25 protein-coding genes and 1 tRNA gene are annotated in these 23,785 nt (G+C 70.3%); 14 read left to right on the top strand and 12 right to left on the bottom strand.

All coding sequences use genetic code 11. The annotated features are described in order from the left end of the window. Positions 1 to 4 precede the first annotated feature (4 nt). Positions 5 to 1,552, top strand: a complete 1,548-nt coding sequence (locus ACV7NO_RS02145) for a sensor histidine kinase (RefSeq protein WP_463404389.1) — start codon at positions 5 to 7, stop codon at positions 1,550 to 1,552. 247 nt (positions 1,553 to 1,799) lie between these two features. On the opposite strand, the gene ACV7NO_RS02140 is transcribed toward ACV7NO_RS02145, so the two are convergent. Genes ACV7NO_RS02140 through metX form a run of 4 tightly spaced genes read right to left on the bottom strand, consistent with a single transcriptional unit; the run spans position 1,800 to position 4,394 of the window. Beyond that, entirely contained in the window at positions 1,800 to 2,195 is a 396-nt protein-coding gene (locus ACV7NO_RS02140) for a response regulator (protein WP_463404388.1), read from the bottom strand. Next, positions 2,192 to 2,830: a methionine biosynthesis protein MetW gene (gene metW, locus ACV7NO_RS02135; RefSeq protein ID WP_463404387.1), complete on the bottom strand. Its 639-nt coding sequence runs from the start codon at positions 2,828 to 2,830 to the stop codon at positions 2,192 to 2,194. Before metW ends, ACV7NO_RS02140 begins: the two co-directional genes overlap by 4 nt. Beyond that, a complete protein-coding gene (locus ACV7NO_RS02130) occupies positions 2,827 to 3,279 on the bottom strand; it encodes a GNAT family N-acetyltransferase (protein ID WP_463404386.1) in 453 nt (150 codons plus the stop codon). Before ACV7NO_RS02130 ends, metW begins: the two co-directional genes overlap by 4 nt. Further along, positions 3,276 to 4,394: a homoserine O-acetyltransferase MetX gene (gene metX, locus ACV7NO_RS02125; protein ID WP_463404385.1), complete on the bottom strand. Its 1,119-nt coding sequence runs from the start codon at positions 4,392 to 4,394 to the stop codon at positions 3,276 to 3,278. Before metX ends, ACV7NO_RS02130 begins: the two co-directional genes overlap by 4 nt. Positions 4,395 to 4,505: 111 nt before the next feature. Here metX and ACV7NO_RS02120 point away from each other — a divergent pair, with 111 nt between their 5' ends. Genes ACV7NO_RS02120 through ACV7NO_RS02110 form a run of 3 tightly spaced genes read left to right on the top strand, consistent with a single transcriptional unit; the run spans position 4,506 to position 6,896 of the window. Further along, positions 4,506 to 4,832, top strand: a complete 327-nt coding sequence (locus ACV7NO_RS02120) for a TM2 domain-containing protein (protein ID WP_463404384.1) — start codon at positions 4,506 to 4,508, stop codon at positions 4,830 to 4,832. A gap of 52 nt (positions 4,833 to 4,884) precedes the next feature. Continuing rightward, on the top strand, positions 4,885 to 5,988 hold the full coding sequence (gene hisC, locus ACV7NO_RS02115) for a histidinol-phosphate transaminase (protein ID WP_463404383.1): 1,104 nt from the start codon (positions 4,885 to 4,887) through the stop codon (positions 5,986 to 5,988). After that, complete coding sequence (locus ACV7NO_RS02110) at positions 5,988 to 6,896, top strand: prephenate/arogenate dehydrogenase family protein (protein WP_463404382.1); 909 nt, start codon at positions 5,988 to 5,990, stop codon at positions 6,894 to 6,896. The genes hisC and ACV7NO_RS02110 overlap by 1 nt, the downstream gene beginning before the upstream one ends. Before the next feature lie 36 nt (positions 6,897 to 6,932). On the opposite strand, the gene ACV7NO_RS02105 is transcribed toward ACV7NO_RS02110, so the two are convergent. From ACV7NO_RS02105 to ftsE, 4 genes are read right to left on the bottom strand one after another with little or no spacing between them, the layout of a single operon-like run. Continuing rightward, positions 6,933 to 7,622, bottom strand: coding sequence for a lysophospholipid acyltransferase family protein (locus ACV7NO_RS02105; RefSeq protein WP_463404381.1), 690 nt, complete (start codon positions 7,620 to 7,622; stop codon positions 6,933 to 6,935). An 8-nt stretch (positions 7,623 to 7,630) separates the two neighbouring features. Next, positions 7,631 to 8,167, bottom strand: a complete 537-nt coding sequence (locus tag ACV7NO_RS02100) for a YdcF family protein (protein ID WP_463404380.1) — start codon at positions 8,165 to 8,167, stop codon at positions 7,631 to 7,633. Then, on the bottom strand, positions 8,164 to 9,072 hold the full coding sequence (locus tag ACV7NO_RS02095; protein ID WP_463404379.1) for a cell division protein FtsX: 909 nt from the start codon (positions 9,070 to 9,072) through the stop codon (positions 8,164 to 8,166). The genes ACV7NO_RS02100 and ACV7NO_RS02095 overlap by 4 nt, the downstream gene beginning before the upstream one ends. After that, positions 9,069 to 9,773, bottom strand: a complete 705-nt coding sequence (gene ftsE / locus ACV7NO_RS02090) for a cell division ATP-binding protein FtsE (protein WP_463404378.1) — start codon at positions 9,771 to 9,773, stop codon at positions 9,069 to 9,071. The genes ACV7NO_RS02095 and ftsE overlap by 4 nt, the downstream gene beginning before the upstream one ends. A 277-nt stretch (positions 9,774 to 10,050) precedes the next feature. Between ftsE and ACV7NO_RS02085 the strand changes: the two genes are divergently transcribed. The 9 genes from ACV7NO_RS02085 to ACV7NO_RS02045 all read left to right on the top strand — a co-directional run bounded on the left by ACV7NO_RS02085 (position 10,051) and on the right by ACV7NO_RS02045 (position 18,331). After that, positions 10,051 to 10,836: an MJ0042-type zinc finger domain-containing protein gene (locus ACV7NO_RS02085; protein WP_463404377.1), complete on the top strand. Its 786-nt coding sequence runs from the start codon at positions 10,051 to 10,053 to the stop codon at positions 10,834 to 10,836. Between the two features lie 86 nt (positions 10,837 to 10,922). Then, positions 10,923 to 11,009, top strand: a tRNA-Leu gene (locus ACV7NO_RS02080). A gap of 114 nt (positions 11,010 to 11,123) precedes the next feature. Further along, positions 11,124 to 12,179 carry a hypothetical protein gene (locus ACV7NO_RS02075; RefSeq protein WP_463404376.1) on the top strand — a complete coding sequence of 352 codons (1,056 nt, stop codon included), beginning with the start codon at positions 11,124 to 11,126 and terminating at the stop codon, positions 12,177 to 12,179. Next, on the top strand, positions 12,176 to 12,592 hold the full coding sequence (locus ACV7NO_RS02070; RefSeq protein ID WP_463404375.1) for a hypothetical protein: 417 nt from the start codon (positions 12,176 to 12,178) through the stop codon (positions 12,590 to 12,592). Before ACV7NO_RS02075 ends, ACV7NO_RS02070 begins: the two co-directional genes overlap by 4 nt. A 180-nt stretch (positions 12,593 to 12,772) precedes the next feature. Then, positions 12,773 to 13,843, top strand: a complete 1,071-nt coding sequence (locus ACV7NO_RS02065) for a type III polyketide synthase (RefSeq protein ID WP_463404374.1) — start codon at positions 12,773 to 12,775, stop codon at positions 13,841 to 13,843. Further along, positions 13,840 to 14,529, top strand: a complete 690-nt coding sequence (locus ACV7NO_RS02060) for a methyltransferase domain-containing protein (RefSeq protein ID WP_463404373.1) — start codon at positions 13,840 to 13,842, stop codon at positions 14,527 to 14,529. Before ACV7NO_RS02065 ends, ACV7NO_RS02060 begins: the two co-directional genes overlap by 4 nt. Continuing rightward, the gene (locus ACV7NO_RS02055) at positions 14,508 to 15,581 is read left to right on the top strand and encodes an NAD(P)/FAD-dependent oxidoreductase (RefSeq protein WP_463404372.1); all 1,074 of its coding nucleotides are present in this window, start codon (positions 14,508 to 14,510) and stop codon (positions 15,579 to 15,581) included. Before ACV7NO_RS02060 ends, ACV7NO_RS02055 begins: the two co-directional genes overlap by 22 nt. Positions 15,582 to 15,612: 31 nt before the next feature. After that, entirely contained in the window at positions 15,613 to 16,008 is a 396-nt protein-coding gene (gene msrB, locus ACV7NO_RS02050) for a peptide-methionine (R)-S-oxide reductase MsrB (RefSeq protein WP_463404371.1), read from the top strand. Between the two features lie 175 nt (positions 16,009 to 16,183). Continuing rightward, positions 16,184 to 18,331, top strand: a complete 2,148-nt coding sequence (locus tag ACV7NO_RS02045; protein ID WP_463404370.1) for a transglycosylase domain-containing protein — start codon at positions 16,184 to 16,186, stop codon at positions 18,329 to 18,331. Positions 18,332 to 18,548: 217 nt separating this feature from the next. On the opposite strand, the gene ACV7NO_RS02040 is transcribed toward ACV7NO_RS02045, so the two are convergent. From ACV7NO_RS02040 to ACV7NO_RS02030, 3 genes are all read right to left on the bottom strand, one after another. Then, the gene (locus ACV7NO_RS02040; protein ID WP_463404369.1) at positions 18,549 to 19,229 is read right to left on the bottom strand and encodes a M48 family metallopeptidase; all 681 of its coding nucleotides are present in this window, start codon (positions 19,227 to 19,229) and stop codon (positions 18,549 to 18,551) included. Positions 19,230 to 19,340: 111 nt separating this feature from the next. Further along, complete coding sequence (locus ACV7NO_RS02035; RefSeq protein ID WP_463404368.1) at positions 19,341 to 19,775, bottom strand: YcgN family cysteine cluster protein; 435 nt, start codon at positions 19,773 to 19,775, stop codon at positions 19,341 to 19,343. Continuing rightward, the gene (locus ACV7NO_RS02030; protein ID WP_463404367.1) at positions 19,772 to 20,371 is read right to left on the bottom strand and encodes an SCO family protein; all 600 of its coding nucleotides are present in this window, start codon (positions 20,369 to 20,371) and stop codon (positions 19,772 to 19,774) included. Before ACV7NO_RS02030 ends, ACV7NO_RS02035 begins: the two co-directional genes overlap by 4 nt. Positions 20,372 to 20,434: 63 nt before the next feature. On the opposite strand from ACV7NO_RS02030, the gene ACV7NO_RS02025 reads away from it, so the two are divergent. Further along, positions 20,435 to 21,025: an ankyrin repeat domain-containing protein gene (locus ACV7NO_RS02025; RefSeq protein WP_463404366.1), complete on the top strand. Its 591-nt coding sequence runs from the start codon at positions 20,435 to 20,437 to the stop codon at positions 21,023 to 21,025. Between the two features lie 136 nt (positions 21,026 to 21,161). On the opposite strand, the gene pepN is transcribed toward ACV7NO_RS02025, so the two are convergent. Further along, a complete protein-coding gene (pepN, locus tag ACV7NO_RS02020; protein WP_463404365.1) occupies positions 21,162 to 23,756 on the bottom strand; it encodes an aminopeptidase N in 2,595 nt (864 codons plus the stop codon). Positions 23,757 to 23,785 lie beyond the last annotated feature (29 nt).

Genomic DNA, 23,785 nt, shown 5'->3' with positions numbered 1-23,785 from the left:
CGGGATGACGGATACGCTTCTCACCAGACCGGTCGCCGTCGACGACGCCACCCGCGCGCGGGTGGTGGCGGCGTATGACGTCGAGGGCGCGCGACAGGAACGGGCGCTCGACGACCTCGTCCGCTTCGCGGCGGATCTGTGTGACGCCCCGGTCGCGCTGATCTCGCTGGTCGAAGAGGAATATCAGCGGTTCCTCGCGCGGGTCGGCACCGATCTGGACGAGACGCCGCGCAGCATGTCGTTCTGCGCCTATGCGATGCACAATCATGCGGTGATGGAGGTGCGCGATGCGCAGCTCGACCCGCGCTTTGTCGATAACGCGCTGGTCACCGGCGAGCCGTATGTACGGTTCTATGCGGGCGCGCCGCTGGTTTCCACCGAAGGCGTGCCGCTGGGCGCGGTGTGCGTGCTCGATACCGTGCCGCGGCCCGAGGGGCTGACCGATTTCCAGCGACGCGGGATGGCGGTGCTGGCGCTGGCGGCGATGGGCCGGCTCGACGACCGCCGCGCGGCGCGCGAGGCGGCGGTGGTGGATGCCGCACACAACGCCGCGATCGCGGAGAGCGAGCTGCGCTTCCGCACGCTGGCGGATACGATGCCGCAGATGGTGTGGTCGACCCGCCCCGACGGCTTCCACGACTATTACAATGCGCGCTGGTACGAATTCACTGGGACGCCGCCGGGCACGACCGATGGGGACGGCTGGAACGACGTGTTCCACCCCGACGACCAGGAGCGGGCCTGGGCATTGTGGCGGCACAGCCTGGAAACCGGCGACCCCTATTCGATCGAGTACCGGCTGAAGCATTTCGACGGCACCTATCGCTGGGTGCTGGGCCGTGCGCTGCCGATCCACGACGAGACGGGTGCGATCACGCGCTGGTTCGGGACGTGCACCGACATCCATGCGCAGAAGCTGGCGCTGGAGGAACGCGAGATCATCAGCCAGGAGCTGTCGCACCGGATCAAGAACATCTTCGCGGTGGTCGCGGGGCTGATCGCGTTCGCGGCGCGGACCCGGCCGGAGTTCGCGCCGGCGGCGACCGACCTGCGCCAGCGGATTACCGCCCTTGGCCGCGCGCATGATTTCGTCCGTCCGCACAGTGCGCAGTCGCGCCCGATCGCGAGGCAGGATAGCCTGCAGGGGCTGCTGGGCGACCTGTTCGAAGCGTATCAGCGGCCGGGCATCGTCCGGGTGCAGGTGCATGGCGACGACGTCCATGTCGACGATCGCTCGGCGACGCCGCTGGCGCTGCTGTTCCACGAGCTGGCGACGAACGCGACGAAATATGGCGCCCTGTCGGTGGATGGCGGCGTGGTGGACGTGGCGATCGTGCGCGAGGCGGATCTGGTACGCGTGGCGTGGCGCGAGCGCGGCGGCCCACCGGTGGTGGCACCCACCGGGAGTGGCGGGTTCGGCAGCCAGCTGATCGAGTTGAGCGCGGTGCGTCAGCTCGGAGGCACCGTGTCACGCGACTGGGCGGTGGATGGGCTAGCGATCGACGTCACGGTGCCGGAAGCTGCGTTCAGCCGTGTCGGGATCGGCGGCTGACGCCAGCAGTTCTGCAAGGCACCCCGAGCGTTCGCCGGGATGTTCGTCCCCCAGGGGGCGATCGACATTCAGCTTGGTACGCCGTCCTGTGCGTCACCCCGGACCTGTTTCGGAGTCCGTCGCGTTATAAACGATGCCATTAAAGACGGTATCGCCGTCGGTTGCGGAAAAGCAGACCCCGGAACGGGTCCGGGGTGACGGGCTTGCACATATCGCGGCGCCAATAATAGCCGAGTGTCGACTGGCGCTAGTTCGCGAGGCCCAACCGGATGACGTCGTCGTTCGCCGCGGTTGCGGGGGAGTCGGTCGCAAGCGCGGCGGCGGCAAGGATCGCGGCTTCGCTGAACGGCTTGCGGATATAGCCGAGCGCACACTCGCCATCGCCGATCTGGGTGGGATTGGCGGTGACGAAGACGACCTTCACGCCGTGATCCTTCGCAATTCGGCGCGCGATCTCCGGCCCGGTCGCGCCATCGCGCAGGTTGACGTCGACGAACGCGAACTGGCATTGCGGCGCGGCGTCGAGCGCGGTCGCGCTGTCCGCCGCGATCGCCGCGACGCTGTAGCCCGCATCGATCAGGATCCGCTCGAGGTCGAGCGCGACGAAAATCTCATCCTCTACGATCAGTGCGGTCTTGGTCATGGCTGTTCCCGAGTTCGGGTAGGCAACAGACCGGATGCGGATCGGTTCCCCTCCAGCAGGAACACCGCATGTTCGGCGAACGCGTTGGCGGCGGCGGATCGGGTCGGGCGACCGCCCGAAAGGAACCACGCACCCTCCTGCCGGACGCCGCGGGTGCGCAGATAGGCGCGGAAATCGTCGATCGTGACGTGGTGGATGTTGGGGGTGTCGTACCACTCCTCGGGCAGCAGGTTCGTCACCGGCATCCGTCCGCCCCACAACAGCGACAGGCGGACGCGCCAGTGCGCGAAATTGGGGAAGCTGACGAAGGCGTGGCGGCCGATCCGCAACAGGTGAGCGAGCACGACATCGGGCGCGCGGCAGGTCTGGAGCGTCTGGCTGAGGATCGCATAGTCGAAGCTGGCGTCGGGATAGCCCGCCAGATCGATGTCGGCGTCGCCCTGGATCACCGACAGTCCGCGCCCGACCGCAGCGGCGACGTTGGCCGCGTCGATCTCCAGCCCGCGCGCGTCGACCTGCCTGGCATCGCGCAGCGCCGCCATGAGCGCGCCGTCGCCGCAACCGACATCGAGCACGCGCGCGCCCGCGGCGACGTTGGCGGCGATGATCGCGAGATCGGAGCGGAGTTGAGTCATGCCAATGTCGCCCGGAGCGCCGCCTCGGCCTCGGGCGAGAGGCGTTCCATGTAGCGATCGGGGCGGATCGGGGGGTGGAAGCCGATCGCCTCGTACACCCCGTGCGCGTCGGCGGTGACGAGCGCGACGCGGCGGATGCCGGCGAAGCGCGTGTCGTCGAGGAACCACTGGACCATGCGCCGGCCGAGGCCCTGTCCGCGCGCGGGCGCGTCGACCCAGACGTCCGCGATCCACGCGAAGGTGGCGTGATCGGTGATCGCGCGCGCATAGCCGACCTGGACGCCGTCCGCCGCATAGGCGCCGAGGCAGTGCGACCCCGCGATCGCGCGTTCGACCAGCGCGCGCTCGATCCCGGGGGACCAGTAGCTCGAGGCGAGCCACGCGTGGATGCGCGCGACGTCGAGCCGGGCGGGGTCGTCGGACAGGCCGATCGTGGTTTGCGTCGTCATCGGGTCACCTCGAGGAACCCGCCGACGACGCGGTTGAGTTCGGGGGAGTCGAGCAGGAAGGCGTCGTGGCCGTAGGGGCTCGATAGCTCCACGAAGCTGACCGGTGCACCCGCGGCGTTGAGCGCCCGGACGATGCTGCGCGATTCGGCGGTCGGATACAGCCAGTCGGTGTCGAAGCTGACGAGGCAGAAGCGCGTCGGCGTCGCGCGGAACGCGGTCGCGAGCTGGCCGCCATGCTCCTCCGCCAGATCGAAATAGTCCATCGCGCGGGTGATGTAGAGATAGGAGTTGGCGTCGAACCGGTCGACGAAGCTCAAGCCCTGGTGGCGCAGATAGCTTTCCACCTGGAAATCGGCGTCGAACCCGAACGTCTTGGCGTCCCGCGCCTGGAGGCGACGGCCGAACTTCTCGGTGAGCCCGGCTTCCGACAGATAGGTGATGTGCGCCGCCATCCGCGCGACCGCGAGGCCCGCTGCCGGGACGTCGTGGCCGTAATAGGCGCCGCCGCGCCAGTTCGGATCGGCCATCACCGCCTGCCGGCCGACCTCGTGGAAGGCGATGTTCTGCGCGGTGTGCCGCGCCGTCGAGGCGATGACGACCGCCGATTCCACGCGCTCCGGATAGGTCGCGGCCCAGCTCAGCGCCTGCATCCCGCCCATCGACCCGCCGACCACCGCGCGCAGGCGCCCGACGCCGAGGTGATCGAGCAACATCGCCTGCGCGCGCACCATGTCGCGGATCGTGATGACGGGGAAGGCCATCGCCCATTCGGCGCCGGTCGCGGGATCGAGCGTGGCGGGGCCCGACGAGCCCATGCAGCTGCCGAGTACGTTGGCGCACACCACGAAATCGCGCGTCGTGTCGATCGGGCAGGCGGGGCCGACCATCTGCGTCCACCAGCCGGGCTTGCCGGTGCGCGGGTTCCGCCCGGCGACATGCTGGTCCATCGTCAGCGCGTGGCAGACGAGCACCGCGTTGCGGCCGTCCGGCGCGAGCGTGCCGTACGTCTCGTACGCGATCTCGACCGGCGCGAGCGTGCCGCCGCCGTCGAGGCGCAGCGGGCCAGGGAGAACGATGTGGCGCGTCAGGCCGAAACGCTGATCGGTGGAGGACATGGCCGTCCGCGTCTAGCGCGTGCCCGCCCCGACGCAAGTCGCGGCGCCGGCTTGACAGGCCGCCATGCCTCCGCGAGCCTCGACGCCGGGGACAACGAGGGGGGGTGTGACATGGCGACGAATGCTTCGGACCAGATCATCGGGCAGAGCAAATATTGCAGCGGGTGCGGCACGAGCATCCATGTCTCTGCCCGGGCCTGTCCACGGTGCGGGGCGGGGCAGGCCGGTGTCGGTGGGCAGAAGAGCCGGATCGCGGCCGCGCTGCTGGCCTTCTTCCTTGGCGGGATCGGCGTTCACAAATTCTATCTCGGGCGCGTGGGGCAGGGCTTTCTCTACCTGCTGTTCTGCTGGACGTTCATCCCTGCGGTGATCGCGTTCATCGAGTTCATCGTCTATCTGTGCACGAGCGACGAGGCGTTCGCCGCCAAGTACGGCTGATCCCGGGGGGATGCCATTGCCTGGGGGATGCGGACCCCGCTATGCCGCGGCCATGACCGACGCACCTGTACCCAAGCCGTGGATCCTCGGGATCGCCCCCTATGTGCCCGGCCGCGCGACGAGCGAGGACGGCCGCAGCGTTATCAAGCTGTCGTCGAACGAGAATCCGTTCGGCACGCCCGAGGTGGCGCGCGCGGCGTATCGCGACGCGGCGGATGAACTGGAACGCTATCCCGACGCCGCCGCGGTCGACCTGCGCGCGGCGTTGGCGGCGCATTACGGCGTCGCGGCGGAGCGGATCGTCTATGGCACGGGCTCCGACGAGGTGCTGCATCTGGCGGCGGGAACGTTCGCGGGGCCGGGGGACGAGATCATCCATGTCCGCTATGGCTTCGCGGTCTACGAGATCGCGACGCGGCGGGTGGGCGCGGTGCCGGTGATCGCGCCCGATCGCGACTATGCGACTGATGTCGACGCGATCCTGGCGGCGGTGACCGACAGGACGCGGGTGGTGTTCGTCGCCAATCCCAACAACCCGACCGGGACGTATACCGCGCGCGAGGAGATCGCGCGGCTGCATGCCGCGCTGCCGAAGAGCGTGCTGCTGGTGATCGACCAGGCCTATACCGAATATCTGGATGCCGCGGACGACGACGGCGCGCTGGACCTGGCGCGGACGCAGCCCAACGTGCTGGTGACGCGGACCTTCTCCAAGATCTTCGGGCTGGCGGCGGCGCGGGTGGGCTGGGGCTATGCGTCGCAGGACGTGATCGACGCGATGCACCGGATCCGCGCGCCGTTCGCCTTCGGGATCGGCGCGCAGCGCGCGGCGATCGCGGCGCTGGGCGCGGCGGACTTCGTCGAGCACAGCCGGCGCGAGAATGCGGCGCAGCGCGCGGAGTTCGTTCGCGAGATCGAGGCGCTGGGCAATGCCGGCTTGCGCGCGGTGCCGAGCAAGGCGAACTTCGTGCTGGTACTGTTCGAGGGGGTGCTGAGTGCAGAGACCGCGTATCACGCGCTGATGGCGGCGGGCTATGCGACGCGGTGGTTGCCGGGGCAGGGGCTCGCGAACGGGCTGCGCATCACGATCGGCGGCGCGGACGACATGCGCGCGGTGGCGGACGTGCTGCGCACCGAAGCGCAGAAGGCCGGGTGATGCTGCCGTTCGCGAGGGTGACCGTCATCGGGCTGGGGCTGATCGGATCGTCGATCCTGCGCGGCGTGCGCGCGGCGATGCCGACGGTGCGATTGACCGGGTATGACGCCGACCCGGAGGTGCGCGCGACCGCAGTGCGGATCGAGCTGTGCGACGACGTCGCCGATACGGCGGGCGCGGCGGTGACCGATGCGGATTTGGTGATCCTGTGCGTGCCGGTCGGCGCGATGGGCGCGGTGGGGGCGGAGATCGCCGCGGACCTGCCCGCCGACGCGATCGTCAGCGATGTCGGCAGCTGCAAGGCCGAGGTCGCGCGCGCGCTCGCCGAGGCGCTGCCGGGCGCGACGGTGATCCCCGCGCATCCGGTGGCGGGCACCGAGCAGAGCGGCCCCGAGGCGGGGTTCGCGACGCTGTTCCACCAGCGCTGGTGCATCGTGACGCCACCCGAGGGCGCGGACGCCGCGGCGGTGGAGCGGGTGGCGGCGTTCTGGCGGCGGCTGGGCAGCGACGTCGAGACGATGGCGGCGGAGCATCACGACCGGGTGCTGGCGGTGACGAGCCACCTGCCGCACCTGATCGCGTACACGATCGTCGGCACCGCGAGCGACCTGGAGGCGGTGACGCAGAGCGAGGTCATCAAGTTCTCCGCCGGGGGGTTCCGCGACTTCACGCGGATCGCGGCGTCCGACCCGACGATGTGGCGCGACGTGTTCCTGACCAATCGCGAGGCGGTGCTGGAAATGCTCCAGCGGTTCAGCGAGGATCTGAGCCAGTTGCAGCGCGCGATCCGGTGGGGGGATGGCGATGCGCTGTTCGACCATTTCGCCAAGACGCGCGCGATCCGGCGCGGGATCGTCGAGCAGGGACAGGACGATGCGGCGCCCGATTTCGGGCGGAAGCATTCGTAGTCGTTCCGTACCCGGCCTCCCGGGGTACGGCAGGGATCAGGCAGGTCCGTCCAGCACATTGATCGCCGCGTGGACGCGGGCCTCGATCTCGTCGCGCGGGAGGCCGGGGGGGATGACCGCGCCGTAGCGGAAGGTGATGGTGCCGGGTCGTTTCGCGCCGGTCTTGGGCATCAGCAGCGCGCTGTCGACCGCGACGGGGACGACGGGGAGCGCGAGCATGCGGTAGAGGCCCGCGAAGCCGGACTTGAGCGGGGGCTGCTCGCCGGGGAGGACGCGCGTGCCTTCCGGGAAGATCAGGATCGAGCGCCCTTCCGCGACCGCGATCTTGGCCTCGCGCATCATCGTGCGCAGCGCGGTGGCGGAGGCCTCGCGATCGACGACGAGCGCGCCGTAGCGCCGCGCGGCCCAGCCCCAGACGGGGAGCTGCGCGAGTTCCTTCTTGAGCGCCATCGCGGGGCCGTCGAGTTGGACCTCGAGATCGAGTGTCTCGAACATCGCCTGGTGCTTCGACGCGTAGAGCGCGGGGCCCGACGGGCGCGTGCCCTCGATGCGGATGCGGATGCCGAGGATCCAGCGGACCAGCCAGCGATGCGTCAGCGACCAGAAGGTGGCGTGGCGGATCACCGCCGCGCGCCCGAACAGCGCGCTGACCGGCACTGTCGAGACGATCGGCACCGACAGCGCGTAGAAGACGAGGCGGAAGACGATCGTTCGGATCCAGGCCATCGCAGTCCTCATCGCCCGATCCCCAGCCACAGCGCGAGCCGGCGCAGGATCAGCTTGTCGTACTCGTTGACGAGCAGCGCCAGCCGCGGCTCGCTCTTCACCCCGTCGCGCACGATCGCGACGTTATCGTCGAGCGCGACGCCCAGTTCCATCCGCGCGCGCGCCATGTGCCAGTCCGAGGTGACGAGGCGGACCGAACGATAACCGTGGCGGCGGACCCAGTCCGCGGTCTCCTGCGCGTTGGAGCGGGTGTCGACCGCCTCGCGGCCGAGATCGACGCAGCAGTCGAACAGTGCGGGGGCGACCTTGTAGGTGTGCGCCAGCGCGCGTGGGCCGACGGTGGGCGCGACGCCGGTGACGAGCATCCGCTTCGCCCGGTGGTTGGCGAGCAGCAGCAGCCCGCGGTCGATCCGCCCCGCCGCGCCGGTGGGGACGACGATCGCGTCGGTCGGCGCAGGCGGCGCGGGATCCGCGAGCGTCAGCATGAATACCGCGAAACCCAGCGCCCAGGCGAGCGCGAAGACGCTGACGATCCGCGCAATCACAGGATCCGCCTCAGCGCGCCGACCACCGCGAGCCGCGCCGCGCCCGCGGCGAGCGCGACGAACGCCAGCGGCAGCAGCGCGAGCGCGATCCAGCCGCCGGTGCCCAGCGTCATCCCGCCGAGCAGATCCGACCCGAGCGCGGAGACGCGCGATCCGACGAAGACGAGGACGCCCGCCGCCACGACGCCGCCGACGAGGCCGCCGGTCCATGCGTCGCGGACGATCCGGCGCTGGAAGAGACGCGCGACCTGGACGTCGGTGGAGCCGAGCATGTGCATCACCTCGATCGTCGGGCGATGCGCGTCGAGCCCCGCGCGCGCGGCGAGGACGACGACTGCCCCTGTCGCCGCCGCCATCAGCGCGACGAGCCCGAAGGCGAGCCACGCGAGCGTCGCCATCAGCGCGCCGACCGGGGACATCCATGTCTCGTGCGCGTCGACGCGTGCGGCGGGGGCGGCGCGCTTCACGCGGGCGGCGACCGCGGCGCGGGCGACGTCGCCGTCCGCCAGGTCGACGTCGATCATCGCGGGCATCGGCAGCTCCGCATCGGCACCGTCGCTGCCGAGCCAGGGGCGGAGCAGCCGCGCGAGTTCGGCGCGGTCGACCGGGGTGGCGGTGCGGACCGCGGGATCGGCGCGCAACACCGCGAGCGCGCGCGCGGCCTGTGCGTCGCGCTTGCCCGCGTCGCCCTCGACGATCTGGACGGTGAGCCGGCCTGCGAGCTGGCGCTGGAGCGCGGCGGTGCCGTTCCGGGTGCCGATGCCGAGCGCGGCGGCGAGGATCGTGAGGAACAGCATGATCGCCATCACCCACGTCATCGCGCGGACGCCGGGCGCCTCGTCGAGGATGCGCGCGGCGGCGGGCGCGGGCGCGGGGCCGCTCCGGCGGAGAATCGGGCGGATCATGCGGCGTGACCCGGCGGGTGGCGCAGGCTGCCGGTGGGATCGAGCAGCCGGCCCTTGTCGAGCCGCATCATCTGCGCGGAGGGGATGCGGCTGAGCAGATGGAGGTCGTGCGTCGCGACGACGACGGTGGTGCCGAGCCGGTTGAGATTGTCGAACAGGTTCAGCAGCCGGTCCGCCATGTCGGGATCGACGTTGCCGGTGGGCTCGTCCGCGACGAGGATTTCGGGCCGGCCGATGACCGCGCGCGCGATCGCGACGCGCTGCTGCTCACCGCCCGACAGCGTGGCGGGGCGGGCGTGCGCGCGATCCGCGAGGCCGACCCAGGCGAGCATCTCGCGCACCGGCGCTTCGATGTCGGCATCGGTGACGCCTGCGACGCGCAAGGGAAGCGCGATATTGTCCGCGACCGACAGATGCGGCACGAGCCGGAAATCCTGGAACACGACGCCGATCCGGCGGCGGAACCCCGGCAGGCGCGCGCGCGGCATCATGACGGCATCCTCGCCGAACAGGCGGATGATCCCGCGGCTGGGGCGCTGCGCGAGGTAGAGCAGCTTCAGCAGCGAGGTCTTGCCCGCGCCGCTGGCGCCGGTGAGAAAATAGAAGGCGCCGCTGCCAAGCGTGAAGGTGAGGTCGCTGAGCGTTTCCGCGCCGGTGCCGTAGCGCAGCCCCACATTCTCGAACTGGACGATGTTCGCCATGCGCCGCGCCTGTCCTTTCGCCCGTCCGAGAGGGATCCCTGCCCGCTTCGGGCGAGCCGCCATCGCACGGGAGGGCGATCGCCTTCAAGGCTCGCGCGACTCGGGCGGGCGTGCGGGGGACGGGCGATGCCGTCGCGGAGCCGCTTCGGGCTTGCAACCGCCGCTTTCGCCGTGCTTAGTTTCCGCTCGACCGCAGGCGGGGTAGCGGACGTCACGCCGCTCCCGCGTCCGGTTCCTTTTTCGCGCCCGTGACCGGGCGAAGTTGGCGTCTGGTTCCATGATCCTCGAATGTCCCGAATGCCGCACGCGCTATCTGGTGCCCGACAGCGCGATCGGCGTGACCGGGCGGACGGTGCGGTGCGCCAACTGCCGGCACAGCTGGCATCAGGACGGGGTGACCGACATCGCGCCGCCGGCCGCTGGACCGGAGGCTGCCCCGCGGATGGCGACGCCGTCGATGCCCGTGCCGGTCGCGCCTATTCCCGTCGCGCCTGCTCCCGTCGCGCCTGCCCCGCCGCCGCTGGGCGATGCGCTGCCCCCGGTCGCCGCACCCGCCGCGGCGATCGACGCGGGGGCGCGGCGCGACGGCTATGACGCGTTCGCGCATCGCCCGCCGTTCCGCGCGCGGCGCAATCCGGTGAAGCGCTGGACGATCGCGGCGATCGCGGCCGGGGTGCTGATGCTGGTCGGCGTCGGCGCGCTGCTGTGGCTGGGCGCACCGGGGCTGGCGCAGCAGCTTGGGCTGCCGTTCGGCGCGGCCGAATCGCCGCTCCAGCTGGTCAGCAAGCCGATCGAGCGGCGCGAGCTCGCGAACGGCAGCCAGCTGTTCGCGGTCAGCGGGCAGGTGGTGAACCCCGCAGGCACCCGCCAGCGCGTGCCCGATATCCGTGCCGACCTGCTCGACGGGCAGGGGCGCACCGTCTTCACCTGGACGATCACGCCGCAGCAGCGCACGATCGGGCCCAAGGGCACGATCGACTTCAACTCCGCGACGCTCGACGTGCCCGCCAGTTCGAAACAGCTCGAGCTGAGCTTCGCGGGCGAGGGCGCGCGAGAGAAGTGATGACGAAAGCCATTGCCAGCACGAGAACCATGGGCTAACGGCGCCGTCCTACCAGACGCCGGGGCTTCCCGGCGAAGAGTTCGAGTGCGGTCGTGGCGGAACTGGTAGACGCGCAACGTTGAGGTCGTTGTGGCCGAAAGGCCGTGGAAGTTCGAGTCTTCTCGACCGCACCAATTTTTTTCAGCTTGAGTGAGCCGCCCTTCGGGGCCGGTGTCGCCGCGCGACTTTCCGCTTGCGAAGTTGGAAAATGTTGCTGATATGTTCCTACCGCAACGGGGAGCGGCGGGATGGAGCTATCGGCGGAAGACAGGCGACGGGCGTTCGCGTGGTGGTTGCGCAAGGGGCATTGGCCCACCGCACGGCGCGCGGATGGCGTCGAGCTCAAGTTCAATCCGTATCACGATCCGCGGAACGGGCGGTTCACCTTCGGGCCGGGTGGTGCCGCGGGGACCGCGCCGGCTTCGGATGCTGGCGGCGAGCCAGGCGATATGGGACGATCCGGCGGTCGTTCGGGGAGCGTGCCGGCGCCGTCGGCCGCGCAGCGCGGGAGGCCGCCGGGGCGGCCCGCGCAGACACCCGGTCGCGGAAGCAACAGCCGCGCGTTCGAGGATCCGATGACGCTCGAACAGGCGTTCCCCGGGCTGCGGGGGGCGCCGGGCGGCGCGATCATCGCGGCGGCGGACGGGGTGTTCGACCTGACCGGCCCCGCGACCGAAGCGCAGGCGGAGTTGCTGGAGAATTGGTCGCGCGAGGTGGTGGCGCAGATCGAGGCGATCGACCCGACATGGCGCGAGGAGCAGCTGGCTCCGGCGACGTCGATCGCGGGCCGGGTCAACCGGCTCAACGAGCTTCGCTGGCAGCGGGCGGCCGTCGTCCTGCGGGTGAAGGGGGATGCGCGGCCGCTGCAGGTCGAGACGGCGCGGTTCATTCAGCGGCGTGCGGACGAGGCGTATGACGAGGGGCTGGTCTTGCTTCAAGCCGGCAAACTCACGCCCAGGTTGTCCGAAGCCGAAGCACTTGGAAACCATGTCGACAGGGAAGTTCGCAGGGCCCTTCGTCGGCGCTACGGCATGCTTGGCATCGATGCGGCCGGGAAGGGGCCGGTTCGCGTAAACCGGCGGGAGAATGACAGCTCGGTCAACGAAATCAGCTATAGACGCCCGGACGCGCGGGTTGCAGACGTAGCATTTGATGTAACGCTCACACGCAAGACGCTGTCCACACCTCAGATCAGAGGGTTCTTTAATGCGGACTTCCGGCCTGCGCGGGTCCTCATTGTTCGTCCGCGCCAACTTGGCGCAGATAGCAGCTATGTCATTTCCCGTCCGGAGACGAAAAAATGAAAGAACCAGGCAAACCCACGCGCGAGCGTAATCCGTATTATAATCCAGATCCCTATATTCCCGCGTCGTTGAGCGAGATCTACGACCAGCTAGGGTCCATGATCCTGTCAGCGCCAACCTTCATCGACAAACTCGGTGACTTTCCCGATCAGACTATCGACACCGAATTCCATGTGCTGGTGGAGGGCTTTGGCCTCGTCCGCAAGAAGCTTGGCGAGGAGCGGTATGTGGCGCTGGTCGATCTGGCGGGGCGGGCGAAGGCGCTATTCGCGGACGATCAGGACGACAGCAACGGAAAGACCGACGAGGGGCGGGCGTTGCTGTTCGAGATCGAGGACCTGATCCAGGACGTGCGTCGACGCCGGGTGAAGGCGAAAGCGGTCGACGAGGATGGCGACGTCAGCGGGGATTGAGGCGCGGGCGTGGGGCAGCGTTTCTCGACTGCGCTCGAAACGAACGGGTCTGGAGAGTCGCGCCGGGAAGCCCCGCGCGCCGGGCATGGCGCGCGGGACGATGGTGGAGCATAAGCGACAGCCGGCGCGTTGGGTGCCGGCTGTCGTTCCGATCCGGACCGACGCGTTTCGGGGTCGTCCTTGTCCGCCTTCATCACTGCCATCGGCACCGCGACCCCCGACCACGACATCCATGCCGCGTTCGAGGGATGGGCGCGCGCGCAATTGGGCGAGCGCGAGGCGCGGGTGTTCGACCGGATGGCGGCGCGCGCGGGGATCGCGCATCGCTGGTCGGTGCTGCCGCGCGGGGATGCGGAAGGCTCGCCGGTCGACGCGGGCGGCTTCTATGCCGAGTGCATGCCGGGAACGGCGGCGCGGATGCGACTCTATGCCGGGGCCGCACCCACGCTGGCGATGGCGGCGATCAGGGATCTGGGCGCGGCGCTGGGCGACGCGTTCGTGCCCGATGAAATCACGCATCTGGTGGTGGCGAGCTGTACCGGGTTCGTCGCGCCGGGGGTCGACCAGATCCTGGCCGCGCGGCTGGGGCTGGCGGCGTCGGTCGAGCGGCTGCTGATCGGGTTCATGGGGTGCTACGCCGCGGTCGCCGCGCTGCGATCGGCGCGGCATATCGTGCGGTCCGACCCGGCGGCGCGGGTGCTGGTAGTGACGGTCGAGCTGTCGACGCTGCATCTGCAACAGGCGACGACGCTGGAGCCGCTGCTCGCGATGCTCCAGTTCGGCGACGGCGCGGCGGCGGCGCTGGTGACGGCGGAGGCGGGCGGACTCGAGATCGGGCAGCCGTTCGCGACGACCCTGCCCGATTCGCACGACCTGATCCGGTGGGACGTGACCGATACCGGGTTCGCGATGCACCTGTCGGGAGAGGTGCCGGCGCGGATCGCGGCCGGGCTGGCGGATGCGGATTTCGCGACGGCGGCGCTGGGCGGCAGGAGCGCGACCGGGATCGACGGGTGGGCGGTGCATGCGGGCGGACGCTCGATCCTCGACGCGGTCGAGCAGGCGCTGGCGCTCGACGCCCACGCGCTCGATGCGTCGCGCGCTGTGCTGCGCGAGGTGGGCAACATGTCGTCGGCGACGCTGATGTTCGTGCTGGCGCGGGTGCTGGCGGGGCCGCGGGTGGCGCATGGCGTGGCGCTGGCGTTCGGGCCGGGGCTGGCGGCCGAAGGCTTCGGGTTTCGGCACGCATGACGCTGTCGGTCCGCAGCACCGCCGAGGAGTGGATGGACGCCGACGACGTGCCGGTGGCGACGTACGAGGCGGTGATGCGCGATCTGGCGCGGGTGAACGTCGTCACGATGGCGGCGCGGCCGACGCTGGCGTTCCTGGCGCGCGCGGCGGAGCGCAGCGGGCGGCTGAAGATCCTCGACGTCGGGTTCGGCGATGGCGACATGCTGCGGCGGGTGGCGCGCTGGGCGGCGGGACGGGGTGTCGCGGTCGAGCTGGTCGGCGTCGATCTCAACCCGCGCAGCGAGGCGGCGGCGCGCGCGCATACGCCGGCCGAGATGCCGATCCGGTGGATCGCGGGCGACTATGCCGACCTGGCGGGCGCGGGGTGGGACTGCGTGATCTCGAGCCTCGTCGCGCATCACATGACGCCCGCGCAGCTGGTCGCGTTCCTGCGGTTCATGGAGGGCGAGGCGAAGGTGGGGTGGCTGGTCAACGACCTCCACCGGCATGCGTTCGCGTATCGCGGGTTCCCGATCCTGGCGACGCTGTTCGGGTGGCATCCGATGGTGCGGCACGACGGCACGCTGTCGATCGCGCGATCCTACCGGCCGGGCGAGTGGCCCGCGATCCTCGACGAGGCGGGCGTGCGCGATGCCGAGGTGCGCCGCATATTCCCGTTCCGGCTGTGCGTCGAACGCCTGCGCTGATCGTCGGCGGGGGCCCCGCCGGCACCGCCGCGGCGATCGCGCTGGCGCGTGGCGGCGCGCCGCATCTGCTGATCGAGCGGACGCGCGAGACGGGTGATGCGCTGTGCGGCGGATTCCTGAGCTGGCGGACGCTGGAGACGCTGGCGCGGCTGGGAGTGGCAGCGGATGCGCTGACGGCGCGCGAGACGCGGCGGGTGCGGCTGTATGCGGGTGGACGCGTGGTCGAGACGATGCTGCCAGCGCCGGCGCGGACGGTGTCGCGGCTGCGGCTCGATACGGTTATGATGGCGCGGGCGATCGCGGCGGGAGCGTGCGTCGAGCGCGGGGTGGCGGTGCGGTCGATCGCGGGCGCGTCGGTGACGGTCGAGAGCGACGCGATCGAGGCGGACGCGCTGTTCCTCGCGAGCGGTAAGCATGACGTGCGCGGGGTCGCGCGGCCGGCAGCGGCGCGAGGGCGCGATCCGACGCTGGGCGTGCGGGTGCGCGCGACCGGCGCGACGGTCGAGCGACTGGTGGGGGATGCGATCGAGCTCCATCTGTTCGATCGCGGCTATGTGGGGGTGGCGGTGCAAGAGGACGGGTCGGCGAACATCTGCATGGCGGTGCATCGCTCGCGGCTGGCGGAGGCGGGGTCGCCCGAGGCGCTGCTGGCGGCGCTGGGGGACGAGTCCCCGGCGCTGGGCGAGCGGCTGGCGTATCGTGATGGTGGCGCGATCGATGCGGTCGCGAACGTGCCCTACGGGTGGCGCGCGACCGATGGGGTCGACGGCCGCTATCGGCTGGGGGACCAGGCGGCGGTGATCCCGTCGTTGGCGGGCGAGGGGATGGGGATCGCGCTGGCGAGCGGCGCATCGGCGGCGCGCGCGTATCTGGCGGGACAGGGTGGTGCGGCGTGGCAGCGCGACTTTGCGGGGGTGACGCAGCGGCCGGTCGCGGTGGCGGATGCGGTGCGCGGGGCGGCGGAGGCGCATGGCGGGCTGCTCGTCGGGATCGCGCGGCTGGCGCCGGGGCTGACCGGGCTGGTCGCGCGACTGACGCGGGTGGCGGGTTGAAGCGGGGCGCGGCGTCCCCAAATCACACCGCATGGACCATCTGACCCTGACCGACGCCGAATGGCGCGACCGCCTGACCCCCGAGCAATATCATGTGCTGCGCGAGGGCGGCACCGAGCGCGCGTTCGCGGGCAAATATGATCGCAACAAGGCGGACGGCGTCTACGACTGCGCGGCGTGCGGGCAGGCGCTGTTCGATTCGGCGGACAAATATGATTCGGGATCGGGCTGGCCGAGCTTCACCCAGCCGGTTTCGCCCGAGGTGGTGCGCGACGAGGTCGATCGCAGCCACGGGATGGTGCGGACCGAGACGAAGTGCGCGCGCTGCGACAGCCATCTGGGGCATGTGTTCCCCGACGGGCCGCCGCCGACGGGGCTGCGCTATTGCATGAATTCGGTGTGCCTGGAGTTTCGCGCACGGGATTGAGCGGTGGTCGCGATCTGCGATCGCGATCGGCGCCGTCACCCCGGACCACGTCCGGGGTGACGGACCCAGGCCAAGTGTCTGGTCAATGGCGAAGGTGGGTCGTCTCCAGAATAATCCCCTGATGACGCCACCTTGTTAAGCCCGCCGCAAGCGCGTATCCGCCAACGGGCACGACATGGCCCGCGCCCCTTCCAAATCCTCCGCCCCCCGATCGCCCTGGCGCCGCCGATTCTGGCTGGCGGTGAAGATCGCGATCGTGCTCGGCATCCTCGGCGTCGGCGCGCTGGTGACCGCGGTGTATGTCGCGCGGTCGCAGCTGCCGAGCTTCGACCAGTTGAAGTCGTCGCCCAACGGGCAGATGATCCGGGTGCACGCCGCGGACGGGACGGTGCTCGTCTCGCTCGGGCCGAGCTATGGCGAATGGCTCGACTATGACCGGATCCCCAAGGTGATGCGCGAGGCGACCGTCGCGGTCGAGGACCGGCGTTTCTATTCGCACCTGGGCGTCGATCCGATCGGCGTCGCGCGATCGGTGAAGGTCCGGTACGAACGCGGGCGGTGGACGCAGGGCGGGTCGACGATCACCCAGCAGCTAGCGCGCAACGTGTTCCTGAACAACCAGAAGAAGTTCGGGCGCAAGTTCCGCGAATGGATCCTGAGCCTCGCGCTGGAGCGCAAGTTCACCAAGGACCAGATCCTCGAGCTGTACCTCAACAAGGTCTATTATGGCGGCGGCGCGTACGGGATCGACGCGGCCGCGCGCAAGTTCTTCGGGCATGGCGCGGACCGGCTGACGCTGGCGGAGGCGGCGATCGTCGCGGGGCTGGTGAAGGCACCGTCCAACTATTCGCCGACTGCGGATGCGGACGCGGCGGTGGGCCGCGCGGGGGTGGTGCTCCAGACTATGGAGGAGACCGGCGTCATCACCGCGGGCGAGGCGGCAGCGGCGGACCCGAAGGCGGTGCCGCTGGCGCCCGAGCCCAAGCAGAACAGCGTGCGCTACTTCACCGACTGGGCGCTGCCGCAGCTCGATACGCTGATCGACGAGACGGAGAAGCCGCTCGACGTTTGGACGACGCTGGATCTGGGGATGCAGCGCGCGGCGGACGCGGCGGTGCGCGCGAATGCGCCGAACGGCGCGCAGGGCGCGCTCGTCAGCCTCGACCGCGACGGCGCGGTCCGCGCGATGGTGGGCGGCAAGGATTATGTCGCATCGATCTACAACCGCGCGACGCAGGCGGTGCGCCAGCCGGGATCGGCGTTCAAGCTGTTCGTCTACCTCGCGGCGCTGGAGGCGGGGAAGAAGCCCGACGATACCGAGGTGGACGAGCCCGTGACGATCGACGGATGGAGCCCGCGCAACGATTCGCGGCGCAATTCCGGGTCGGTGACGCTGCGCACCGCGTTCGCCTATTCGCTCAACACCGTCGCGGCGAAGCTGGGGCAGCAGGTGGGGTTCCAGACCGTCGCGGACATGGCGCGGCGGTTCGGGATCACGACGCCCGTCAACACGCATCCGTCGATGGTGCTGGGCACCAGCGAGGTGCGGCTGATCGACATGACGCGCGCGTTCGCCAGCGTGGCGAACAAGGGCGTGGCGGTGGTGCCGTACGGGATCACGCGCGTCACCGCGAACAACGTCGTGATCTACGAGCATGAGGTCGATCGCAGCCAGGTGCTGGTGGCGCCCTATGTGGCGGCCGAGATGACCGACCTGTTGCAGACGGCGGTGAACACCGGCACCGGGCGCGCCGCGCAGATCGGACGCCCGGTCGCGGGAAAGACGGGGACGACCAGCGCGTCGAAGGACGGCTGGTTCATGGGCTTTTCGAGCGGGTTGACGACGGGCGTGTGGATGGGGCGCGACGATGCGAAGCCGATCGCGGGGCTTCATGGCGGCACCGCGCCGGCGCGGGCGTTCGCGCAGTACATGAAGGCAGCGACCGCGAAGCGCCCGATCGAACAGTTCGACACGCAGGTGACGCTGCCCGAATGGCAGCTGGAGCCCGACGAGGAGAGCTATTTCGGGCAGCCCGACAATGGCGTGTTCGTCGACGAGAACGGCAATCCGGTGGGTGGGCCGGCGGGTGGCGGCGAGGCGGCGCCGGCGCCGCAGGAGCAGCCGGGCGTCGGCGTCGAGCGTCCGTCGGCGGATGCGGAGAGGCCCGGCAGCGCGGACGACCGGCCCGAGGGCGCGCCGCAGCAGATGAACCAGGACTGGATCGACCGCGTGACCGGACGCGACCCGCGGCGCGATGCGCCCCCGCCGGTGCCCCGACCCGCGCCGCGGACGGTGCCGGTGGAGCCCCGGCAGGAGTTCTAAACGGGGGCGTTGGCGACGAAGCCGAACCTTCATCTTCGTCACGCCGGCCTTGAGCCGGTGCCCCGCTTCTGACCGTCGATCGAGAAGGAGAAGCGGGACCCCGGATCAAGTCCGGGGTGATGGTATCGTCGTGGCGATCGTGGCTTTGCGCATGGAAGACCGGTCCGGCCTTCGCGACGACGCGAGGCGATGGCGCGCGGCCACGGCACCTCCGGCGCTACGCCCGTCCGTACCAGTGGAGCGTCGCGCCGTTGGCCTTTAGCCAGCGTCGGTGAGGGCTGGGGTCCGCGCCGTAGAGGTGGGCGACGAGCGCGTGGAAGGCGGGGCCGTGGTTCATGTGGACGCGGTGCGCGACTTCGTGCGCGACGGTGGCGCGGCGGACCTCTGCGGGCGCGAGGATCAGCCGCCAGCTGTAGCGGATCGCGCCGGACGACGCGCAGCTGCCCCAGCGCCCGCGCGCGTCGCCGATCGCGACCTGTGCGACGGTGACGCCGGCCTTCGCGGCATACTGCGCGGTTTCCTCGGTGAGGGTGGCGAGCGCGGTGCGCCGGAGCCACGTTTCGATGCGACGGGGCAGCGTCTCGATCGGGCCGCCGGTGACGAGCGTGTCGCCGATGCGCTCGACGCGGCGGGGGGCGCCCTCGTGCCAGCGGATCGTTAGCATGTCGTCGCCGAGCGGGACCTGCGCGCTGTCGGTGAAGGGGCGCGCCTCGGGAAGCGCGTCGTGCTGGCGCGCGATCCAGTCGCGATGCTGGTCAGCCCAGGCGAGCGCGGCCTTGAGCGCCATGCGCGGCGGGACGACGAGGCGGGTGCGCCCGCTGGCGGGATCGACCGAGAGCTTCGCGCGGCGGGCGCGGGGGTGGCGGACGATCTCGAGGGGCGGGGGAGAGGCGGTCATTCCGGCGAAGGCCGGGATCCACGTCGCCGCCAGCGCCCGCGGCGCGGTGGATCCCGGCCTTCGCCGGGATGACGGGGAAGGGGGGACGCGAGCCTCTCCACGGTGAAGCGGCTACAGCTCGCGGTCGACGACATGGTTCTCGAAATCGCCCGCATCGTCCTCGCTGATCGTCCAGCCGCGGACCGACTGGCCGGCGCGGTGGACCGCCTCGCGATCGCCGCAGACGAGATAGTGCCAGTCGGGCAGCGCCTCGCCCGCGGCGCGCAGGCGATAGGCGCAGGTCTGCGGCAGCCAGTCGATCGTGTGGACGTTGCGCATCGTGAGGCGGACGCATTCGGAGACATAGGCGCGGCGGTTGCGATAGTTGGAGCATTGCCCGCTGCGGCGATCGAGCAGGCGGCACGCGACGTTGGTGGCGACCAGCTCGCCGGTCTCCTCGTCCTCCAGCTTGTGGATGCAGCATTTGCCGCAGCCGTCGCACAGCGATTCCCACTGCGCGCGATCGAGCTTGTCGAGCGGGGTGTCCTCCCAGAAGCGCGCGCTCATTTGACCCACTTCGCGATCTCGTCCGCCAGCGCCTGCGGGGGGCCGTCCTGCGGCAGGAGCGCGATCGGCTGGCCCTGCGGCCCCATCAGATAGGCCTGGCGGGTGTGATCGACCATGTAGCCGCCCGCGCTGCGCTCGCCGATCGCATGATAGACGCCGTACGCTCTGGCGAGCGCGTCGATCTGCGGCTGCGTGCCCGTCAGCCCGACCGCGCGGGGGTGGAAGGCGGTGACGAACGCCTTGAGCACCTTTGGCGTGTCGCGCGCGGGATCGACGGTGACGAAGATGGGGACGACCTTCGCCGCGAGCGCGGGATCGGACTTTTCGAGGAGGCGCATCGCCTGCCCGATCGTCTGCATGTCGACGGGGCAGACATCGGGGCAGAAGGTGTAGCCGAAATACATGATGCGCCATGTGCCGGCGAAGTCGCGATCGGTGCGCGCCCGGCCGTCCTGATCGACGAGCGCGAAGGGCGCGCCGATCCGGGCGCCGGCGAGCGGGGGCTCGGCAGGCGTGTCCGCGGCGGGCGAACAGGCGGCGACCAGAACGGCCGCGAGAAGAGCGAGGATGCGCGTATTCATGGTGCGGCCAGCCATGATCTGTTAGATAGTGCCCCGCAAGCCATAGCCCAACCCGCAATCGACGGACCCACGCCCCCCATGCGCTTTCGCCTCTTCCTCGCGCCGCTTCTCCTCCTCGCCGCGCCCGTGGTCGCGCAGTTCCAGTCGGCGAGCTACAAGTTCCTCGAGGCGGTGCGCAATTCGAAGAACGACGAGGTGATCGCGGCCCTCGACCAGCCGGGGCAGACGATCGTCAACGCCAAGGACCGGTCGACCGGCGAGGGCGCGCTGCACATCACCGTGAAGCGCGGCGATGCGACGTATACGCGCTACCTTCTCCAGAAGGGCGCCGACCCGAACCTGCGCGACGGCAAGGGCAACACGCCGATGCTGCTGGCGGTGCAGTTCGGGCAGAACGGGCTGGTCGACCTGCTGATCCTGGCGAAGGCCAACGTCAACCAGGCGAACGGCGCGGGGGTGACGCCGCTGATCCTGGCGACGCAGAAGCGCGACCTGGCGCTGGTCAGCGCGCTGGTGAAGGCGGGCGCGGATCCCGACCAGACCGACGTCCAGGCGGGCATGTCCGCACGCGATTACGCGAAGACCGACGGGCGATCGGTGGCGATCCAGAAGCTGTTCGATGAGACGCCGAAGAAGGCCAAGCGCGCGGTGTCCGGGCCGAAGTTCTGACCTCCCGTCCGCTCATCGTGAGGAGGGACTGAGCTTTTCCAAGGCCCGTCTCGAAGGACCGGTGCTTCGAGACGCGTCTTCGACTTCGCTCAGCCGCTCCTCAGCATGAGCGGGTGGTGGTGTGAGGACGGGTGGGTCACCCCTCCAGGCTCTTCGAGGCCTGTTCGAACAGGTCCTTCGACAGGCCCGGCGTACCCACGATGCGTTCGAGTTCGGCGCGCATCAGGCGGCTGCGCTGGGCATCGAAGCGCTTCCAGCGGCCGAGCGGGGGCAGGAGCTTGGCGGCGGTCTGCGGGTTGAGGCGGTCGAGCGCGATGAGTTGGTCGGCGAGGAAGCGGTAACCCGCGCCCCCCGCGGCATGGAACGCGCGCTGGTTGACCCCGAACGCCCCGATCAGCGCGCGTGCGCGGTTGGGGTTGGCGAGCGTGAAGTCGGGATGCCGGGCGAGCGCCGCGACCGCTTGCGGGGTGTCGTCGCGCGAGGCCAGCGCCTGAGTCTGGAACCATTTGTCGAGCACCAGCGCATTGTCGGCATAGCGATTGTAGAAGATGTCGAGCGCGGCCTCGCGCTCGTCCCACGCGCCGCTGGCGAGCGTGGTGAGCGCGCCCTGCCGGTCAGTCATGTTGTCCGCGCGGTCGAACTGCGCAAAGGCGAGGCGGCCCGCATCGTCCGCGCCGCCAGCGGCGATGTAGCCGAGCGCGACGTTGCGCAGGCGGCGCAGGCCCTTGGCCTCGGGCGTGTAGGCATAGCGCGCGTCGCCGGCGAGATCGTAGGCGGCGCGCCAGCGCGTCTCGAGCGCACGGCCGAGATCGCGGCGCAGTGCCTCGCGCGCGTGGAAGATCGCGTCCGGATCGACGGTGGCGAGCTGGTCGCCGATGAACGCCTCGGACGGCAGCAGCACCGCCTCCGCGACGAACGCGCGGTCGAGATCGGGGTCGTCGAGCGTCCCGGCGACCGCGGCGACGACGCCGTCATGATCGCCGCGCCCCTCGATCGTCGCGGCGACGAGCGTGTCGAGCATCAGCTGCTGCATCGCCTCGTAGCGCGCGAAGGGATCGTCGTCATGCGCGCTGAGGAAGGCGAGGTCGGCGGGGCTGCGGTCGCTCTCGACGACGACGGGGGCGGAGAAACCGCGGTTGATCGACAGGATCGGGCGCTCGGCGATCGTCTCGAACACGATCGTCTCGGCGGGGGAATCGAGCGTGACGAGCTGTTCGTCGGTCAGCGGACGGCCGGTCTCCGAACCGAACAGGCGCAGCTTGAGCGGGAGGAGCATCGCCGCCTTGGACGGCTGGCCCGGGGTCGCGGGGACGCTCTGTGCGAGGCGGAGCGTGGCGCGGCCGTCGCCCGCATTGTGTTCCAGGCTGGCGGAAACGCGCGGGGTGCCCGCCTGGGCGTACCACAGGCGGAACTGCGACAGGTCGACGCCGCCCGCCTCCTCCATGCACTGGACGAAATCCTCGCAGGTGGCGGCGGTGCCGTCGAACCGGTCGAAATACAGGTCGGTCGCGGCGCGGAAGCGGGCGGGGCCGACGATCTCGGCCATCATGCGGATCAGCTCCGCGCCCTTGTTGTAGATGGTGGCGGTGTAGAAGTTGCTGATCTCGATATAGGCCTCGGGCCGGACGGGGTGCGCGAGCGGCCCCGAATCCTCGGGGAATTGCGAGGCTCGGAGCCCGCGGACATCCTCGATCCGCTTCACCGCGGCGCTGCCGTGATCCGCGGAGAAGGACTGGTCGCGGTAGACGGTGAAGCCTTCCTTGAGGCTCAGCTGGAACCAGTCGCGGCAGGTGACGCGGTTACCCGACCAGTTGTGAAAATATTCGTGCGCGACGACGGCGGCGATCGCGTCATAGTCGTAGTCGGTCGCGGTATCGGGGTCGGCGAGGATGTAGCGGCTGTTGAAGATATTCAGCCCCTTGTTCTCCATCGCGCCGAAGTTGAAGTCGTCGATCGCGACGATGTTGAACACGTCGAGATCATATTCGCGGCCATAGACGCGCTCGTCCCACGCCATCGCGAGCTTCAGCGCGTCGAGCGCGTGCGCGGTGCGCGGCAGGTCCTGCGCGCGGACCCAGATGCCGAGCGCGACCTCGCGCCCCGAGCGGGTGACGAACGTGCCGCGGTTCACCGCGAGATCGCCCGCGACCAGCGCGAAGAGGTAACACGGCTTGGGGAAGGGATCGTGCCACTCGGCCCAGTGGCGGCCGTCCCCCGCTTCGCCTTGTGCGACCGGATCGCCGTTGGCGAGCAGGACGGGGTAGCGTGCGGCGTCCGCGGTCATGCGGACGGTGTAGGTCGAGAGGACGTCGGGGCGATCGGGGAAGAATGTGATGCGGCGGAAGCCTTCCGCCTCGCACTGCGTGCACAGGTTCCCGCCCGAGGCGTAGAGCCCCATCAGCTGGGTGTTGCGATCGGGCGCGATCTCCACGACCGTCTCGACCCGGTGCGCATCGCCTGCGAGCGGGACGACGAGCTGGTCGCCCTCGATGCGCCAGTCGTCGACCGCGACGCCGTCGACCGCGACCGAGATCAGCGTCTGCCCCGCGCCGTCGAGGCGGAGATCGCGCGTCGTGCCGTTGCGGCGGACGTCGAGCGTGGCGGTGACGCGGGTCGCGGCGGCGGACAGGTCGAAATCGAGCGCGACGTCAGGCACGAGCCATGCGGGCGGGGCATAGTCCTCGCGGCGGGTGACGTGGGGCGTGGCGATCGCGGTGAGGGTATCGAGCATGCGTCCGATATAGGCGCATGGGGCAGGGG

This window comes from Sphingomonas sp. Ell38C01, from assembly GCF_055231975.1.
This window is presented reverse-complemented; position numbering and strand designations above follow the sequence as displayed.

Coding starts and splice junctions, on each gene's coding strand:
- ACV7NO_RS02145 (WP_463404389.1), top strand. CDS start 5: ATGACGGATACGCTTCTCACCAGACCGGTCGCCGTCGACGACGCCACC.
- ACV7NO_RS02140 (WP_463404388.1), bottom strand. CDS start 2,195: ATGACCAAGACCGCACTGATCGTAGAGGATGAGATTTTCGTCGCGCTC.
- metW (WP_463404387.1), bottom strand. CDS start 2,830: ATGACTCAACTCCGCTCCGATCTCGCGATCATCGCCGCCAACGTCGCC.
- ACV7NO_RS02130 (WP_463404386.1), bottom strand. CDS start 3,279: ATGACGACGCAAACCACGATCGGCCTGTCCGACGACCCCGCCCGGCTC.
- metX (WP_463404385.1), bottom strand. CDS start 4,394: ATGTCCTCCACCGATCAGCGTTTCGGCCTGACGCGCCACATCGTTCTC.
- ACV7NO_RS02120 (WP_463404384.1), top strand. CDS start 4,506: ATGGCGACGAATGCTTCGGACCAGATCATCGGGCAGAGCAAATATTGC.
- hisC (WP_463404383.1), top strand. CDS start 4,885: ATGACCGACGCACCTGTACCCAAGCCGTGGATCCTCGGGATCGCCCCC.
- ACV7NO_RS02110 (WP_463404382.1), top strand. CDS start 5,988: ATGCTGCCGTTCGCGAGGGTGACCGTCATCGGGCTGGGGCTGATCGGA.
- ACV7NO_RS02105 (WP_463404381.1), bottom strand. CDS start 7,622: ATGGCCTGGATCCGAACGATCGTCTTCCGCCTCGTCTTCTACGCGCTG.
- ACV7NO_RS02095 (WP_463404379.1), bottom strand. CDS start 9,072: ATGATCCGCCCGATTCTCCGCCGGAGCGGCCCCGCGCCCGCGCCCGCC.
- ftsE (WP_463404378.1), bottom strand. CDS start 9,773: ATGGCGAACATCGTCCAGTTCGAGAATGTGGGGCTGCGCTACGGCACC.
- ACV7NO_RS02085 (WP_463404377.1), top strand. CDS start 10,051: ATGATCCTCGAATGTCCCGAATGCCGCACGCGCTATCTGGTGCCCGAC.
- ACV7NO_RS02075 (WP_463404376.1), top strand. CDS start 11,124: ATGGAGCTATCGGCGGAAGACAGGCGACGGGCGTTCGCGTGGTGGTTG.
- ACV7NO_RS02070 (WP_463404375.1), top strand. CDS start 12,176: ATGAAAGAACCAGGCAAACCCACGCGCGAGCGTAATCCGTATTATAAT.
- ACV7NO_RS02060 (WP_463404373.1), top strand. CDS start 13,840: ATGACGCTGTCGGTCCGCAGCACCGCCGAGGAGTGGATGGACGCCGAC.
- msrB (WP_463404371.1), top strand. CDS start 15,613: ATGGACCATCTGACCCTGACCGACGCCGAATGGCGCGACCGCCTGACC.
- ACV7NO_RS02045 (WP_463404370.1), top strand. CDS start 16,184: ATGGCCCGCGCCCCTTCCAAATCCTCCGCCCCCCGATCGCCCTGGCGC.
- ACV7NO_RS02040 (WP_463404369.1), bottom strand. CDS start 19,229: ATGACCGCCTCTCCCCCGCCCCTCGAGATCGTCCGCCACCCCCGCGCC.
- ACV7NO_RS02035 (WP_463404368.1), bottom strand. CDS start 19,775: ATGAGCGCGCGCTTCTGGGAGGACACCCCGCTCGACAAGCTCGATCGC.
- ACV7NO_RS02030 (WP_463404367.1), bottom strand. CDS start 20,371: ATGGCTGGCCGCACCATGAATACGCGCATCCTCGCTCTTCTCGCGGCC.
- ACV7NO_RS02025 (WP_463404366.1), top strand. CDS start 20,435: ATGCGCTTTCGCCTCTTCCTCGCGCCGCTTCTCCTCCTCGCCGCGCCC.
- pepN (WP_463404365.1), bottom strand. CDS start 23,756: ATGCTCGATACCCTCACCGCGATCGCCACGCCCCACGTCACCCGCCGC.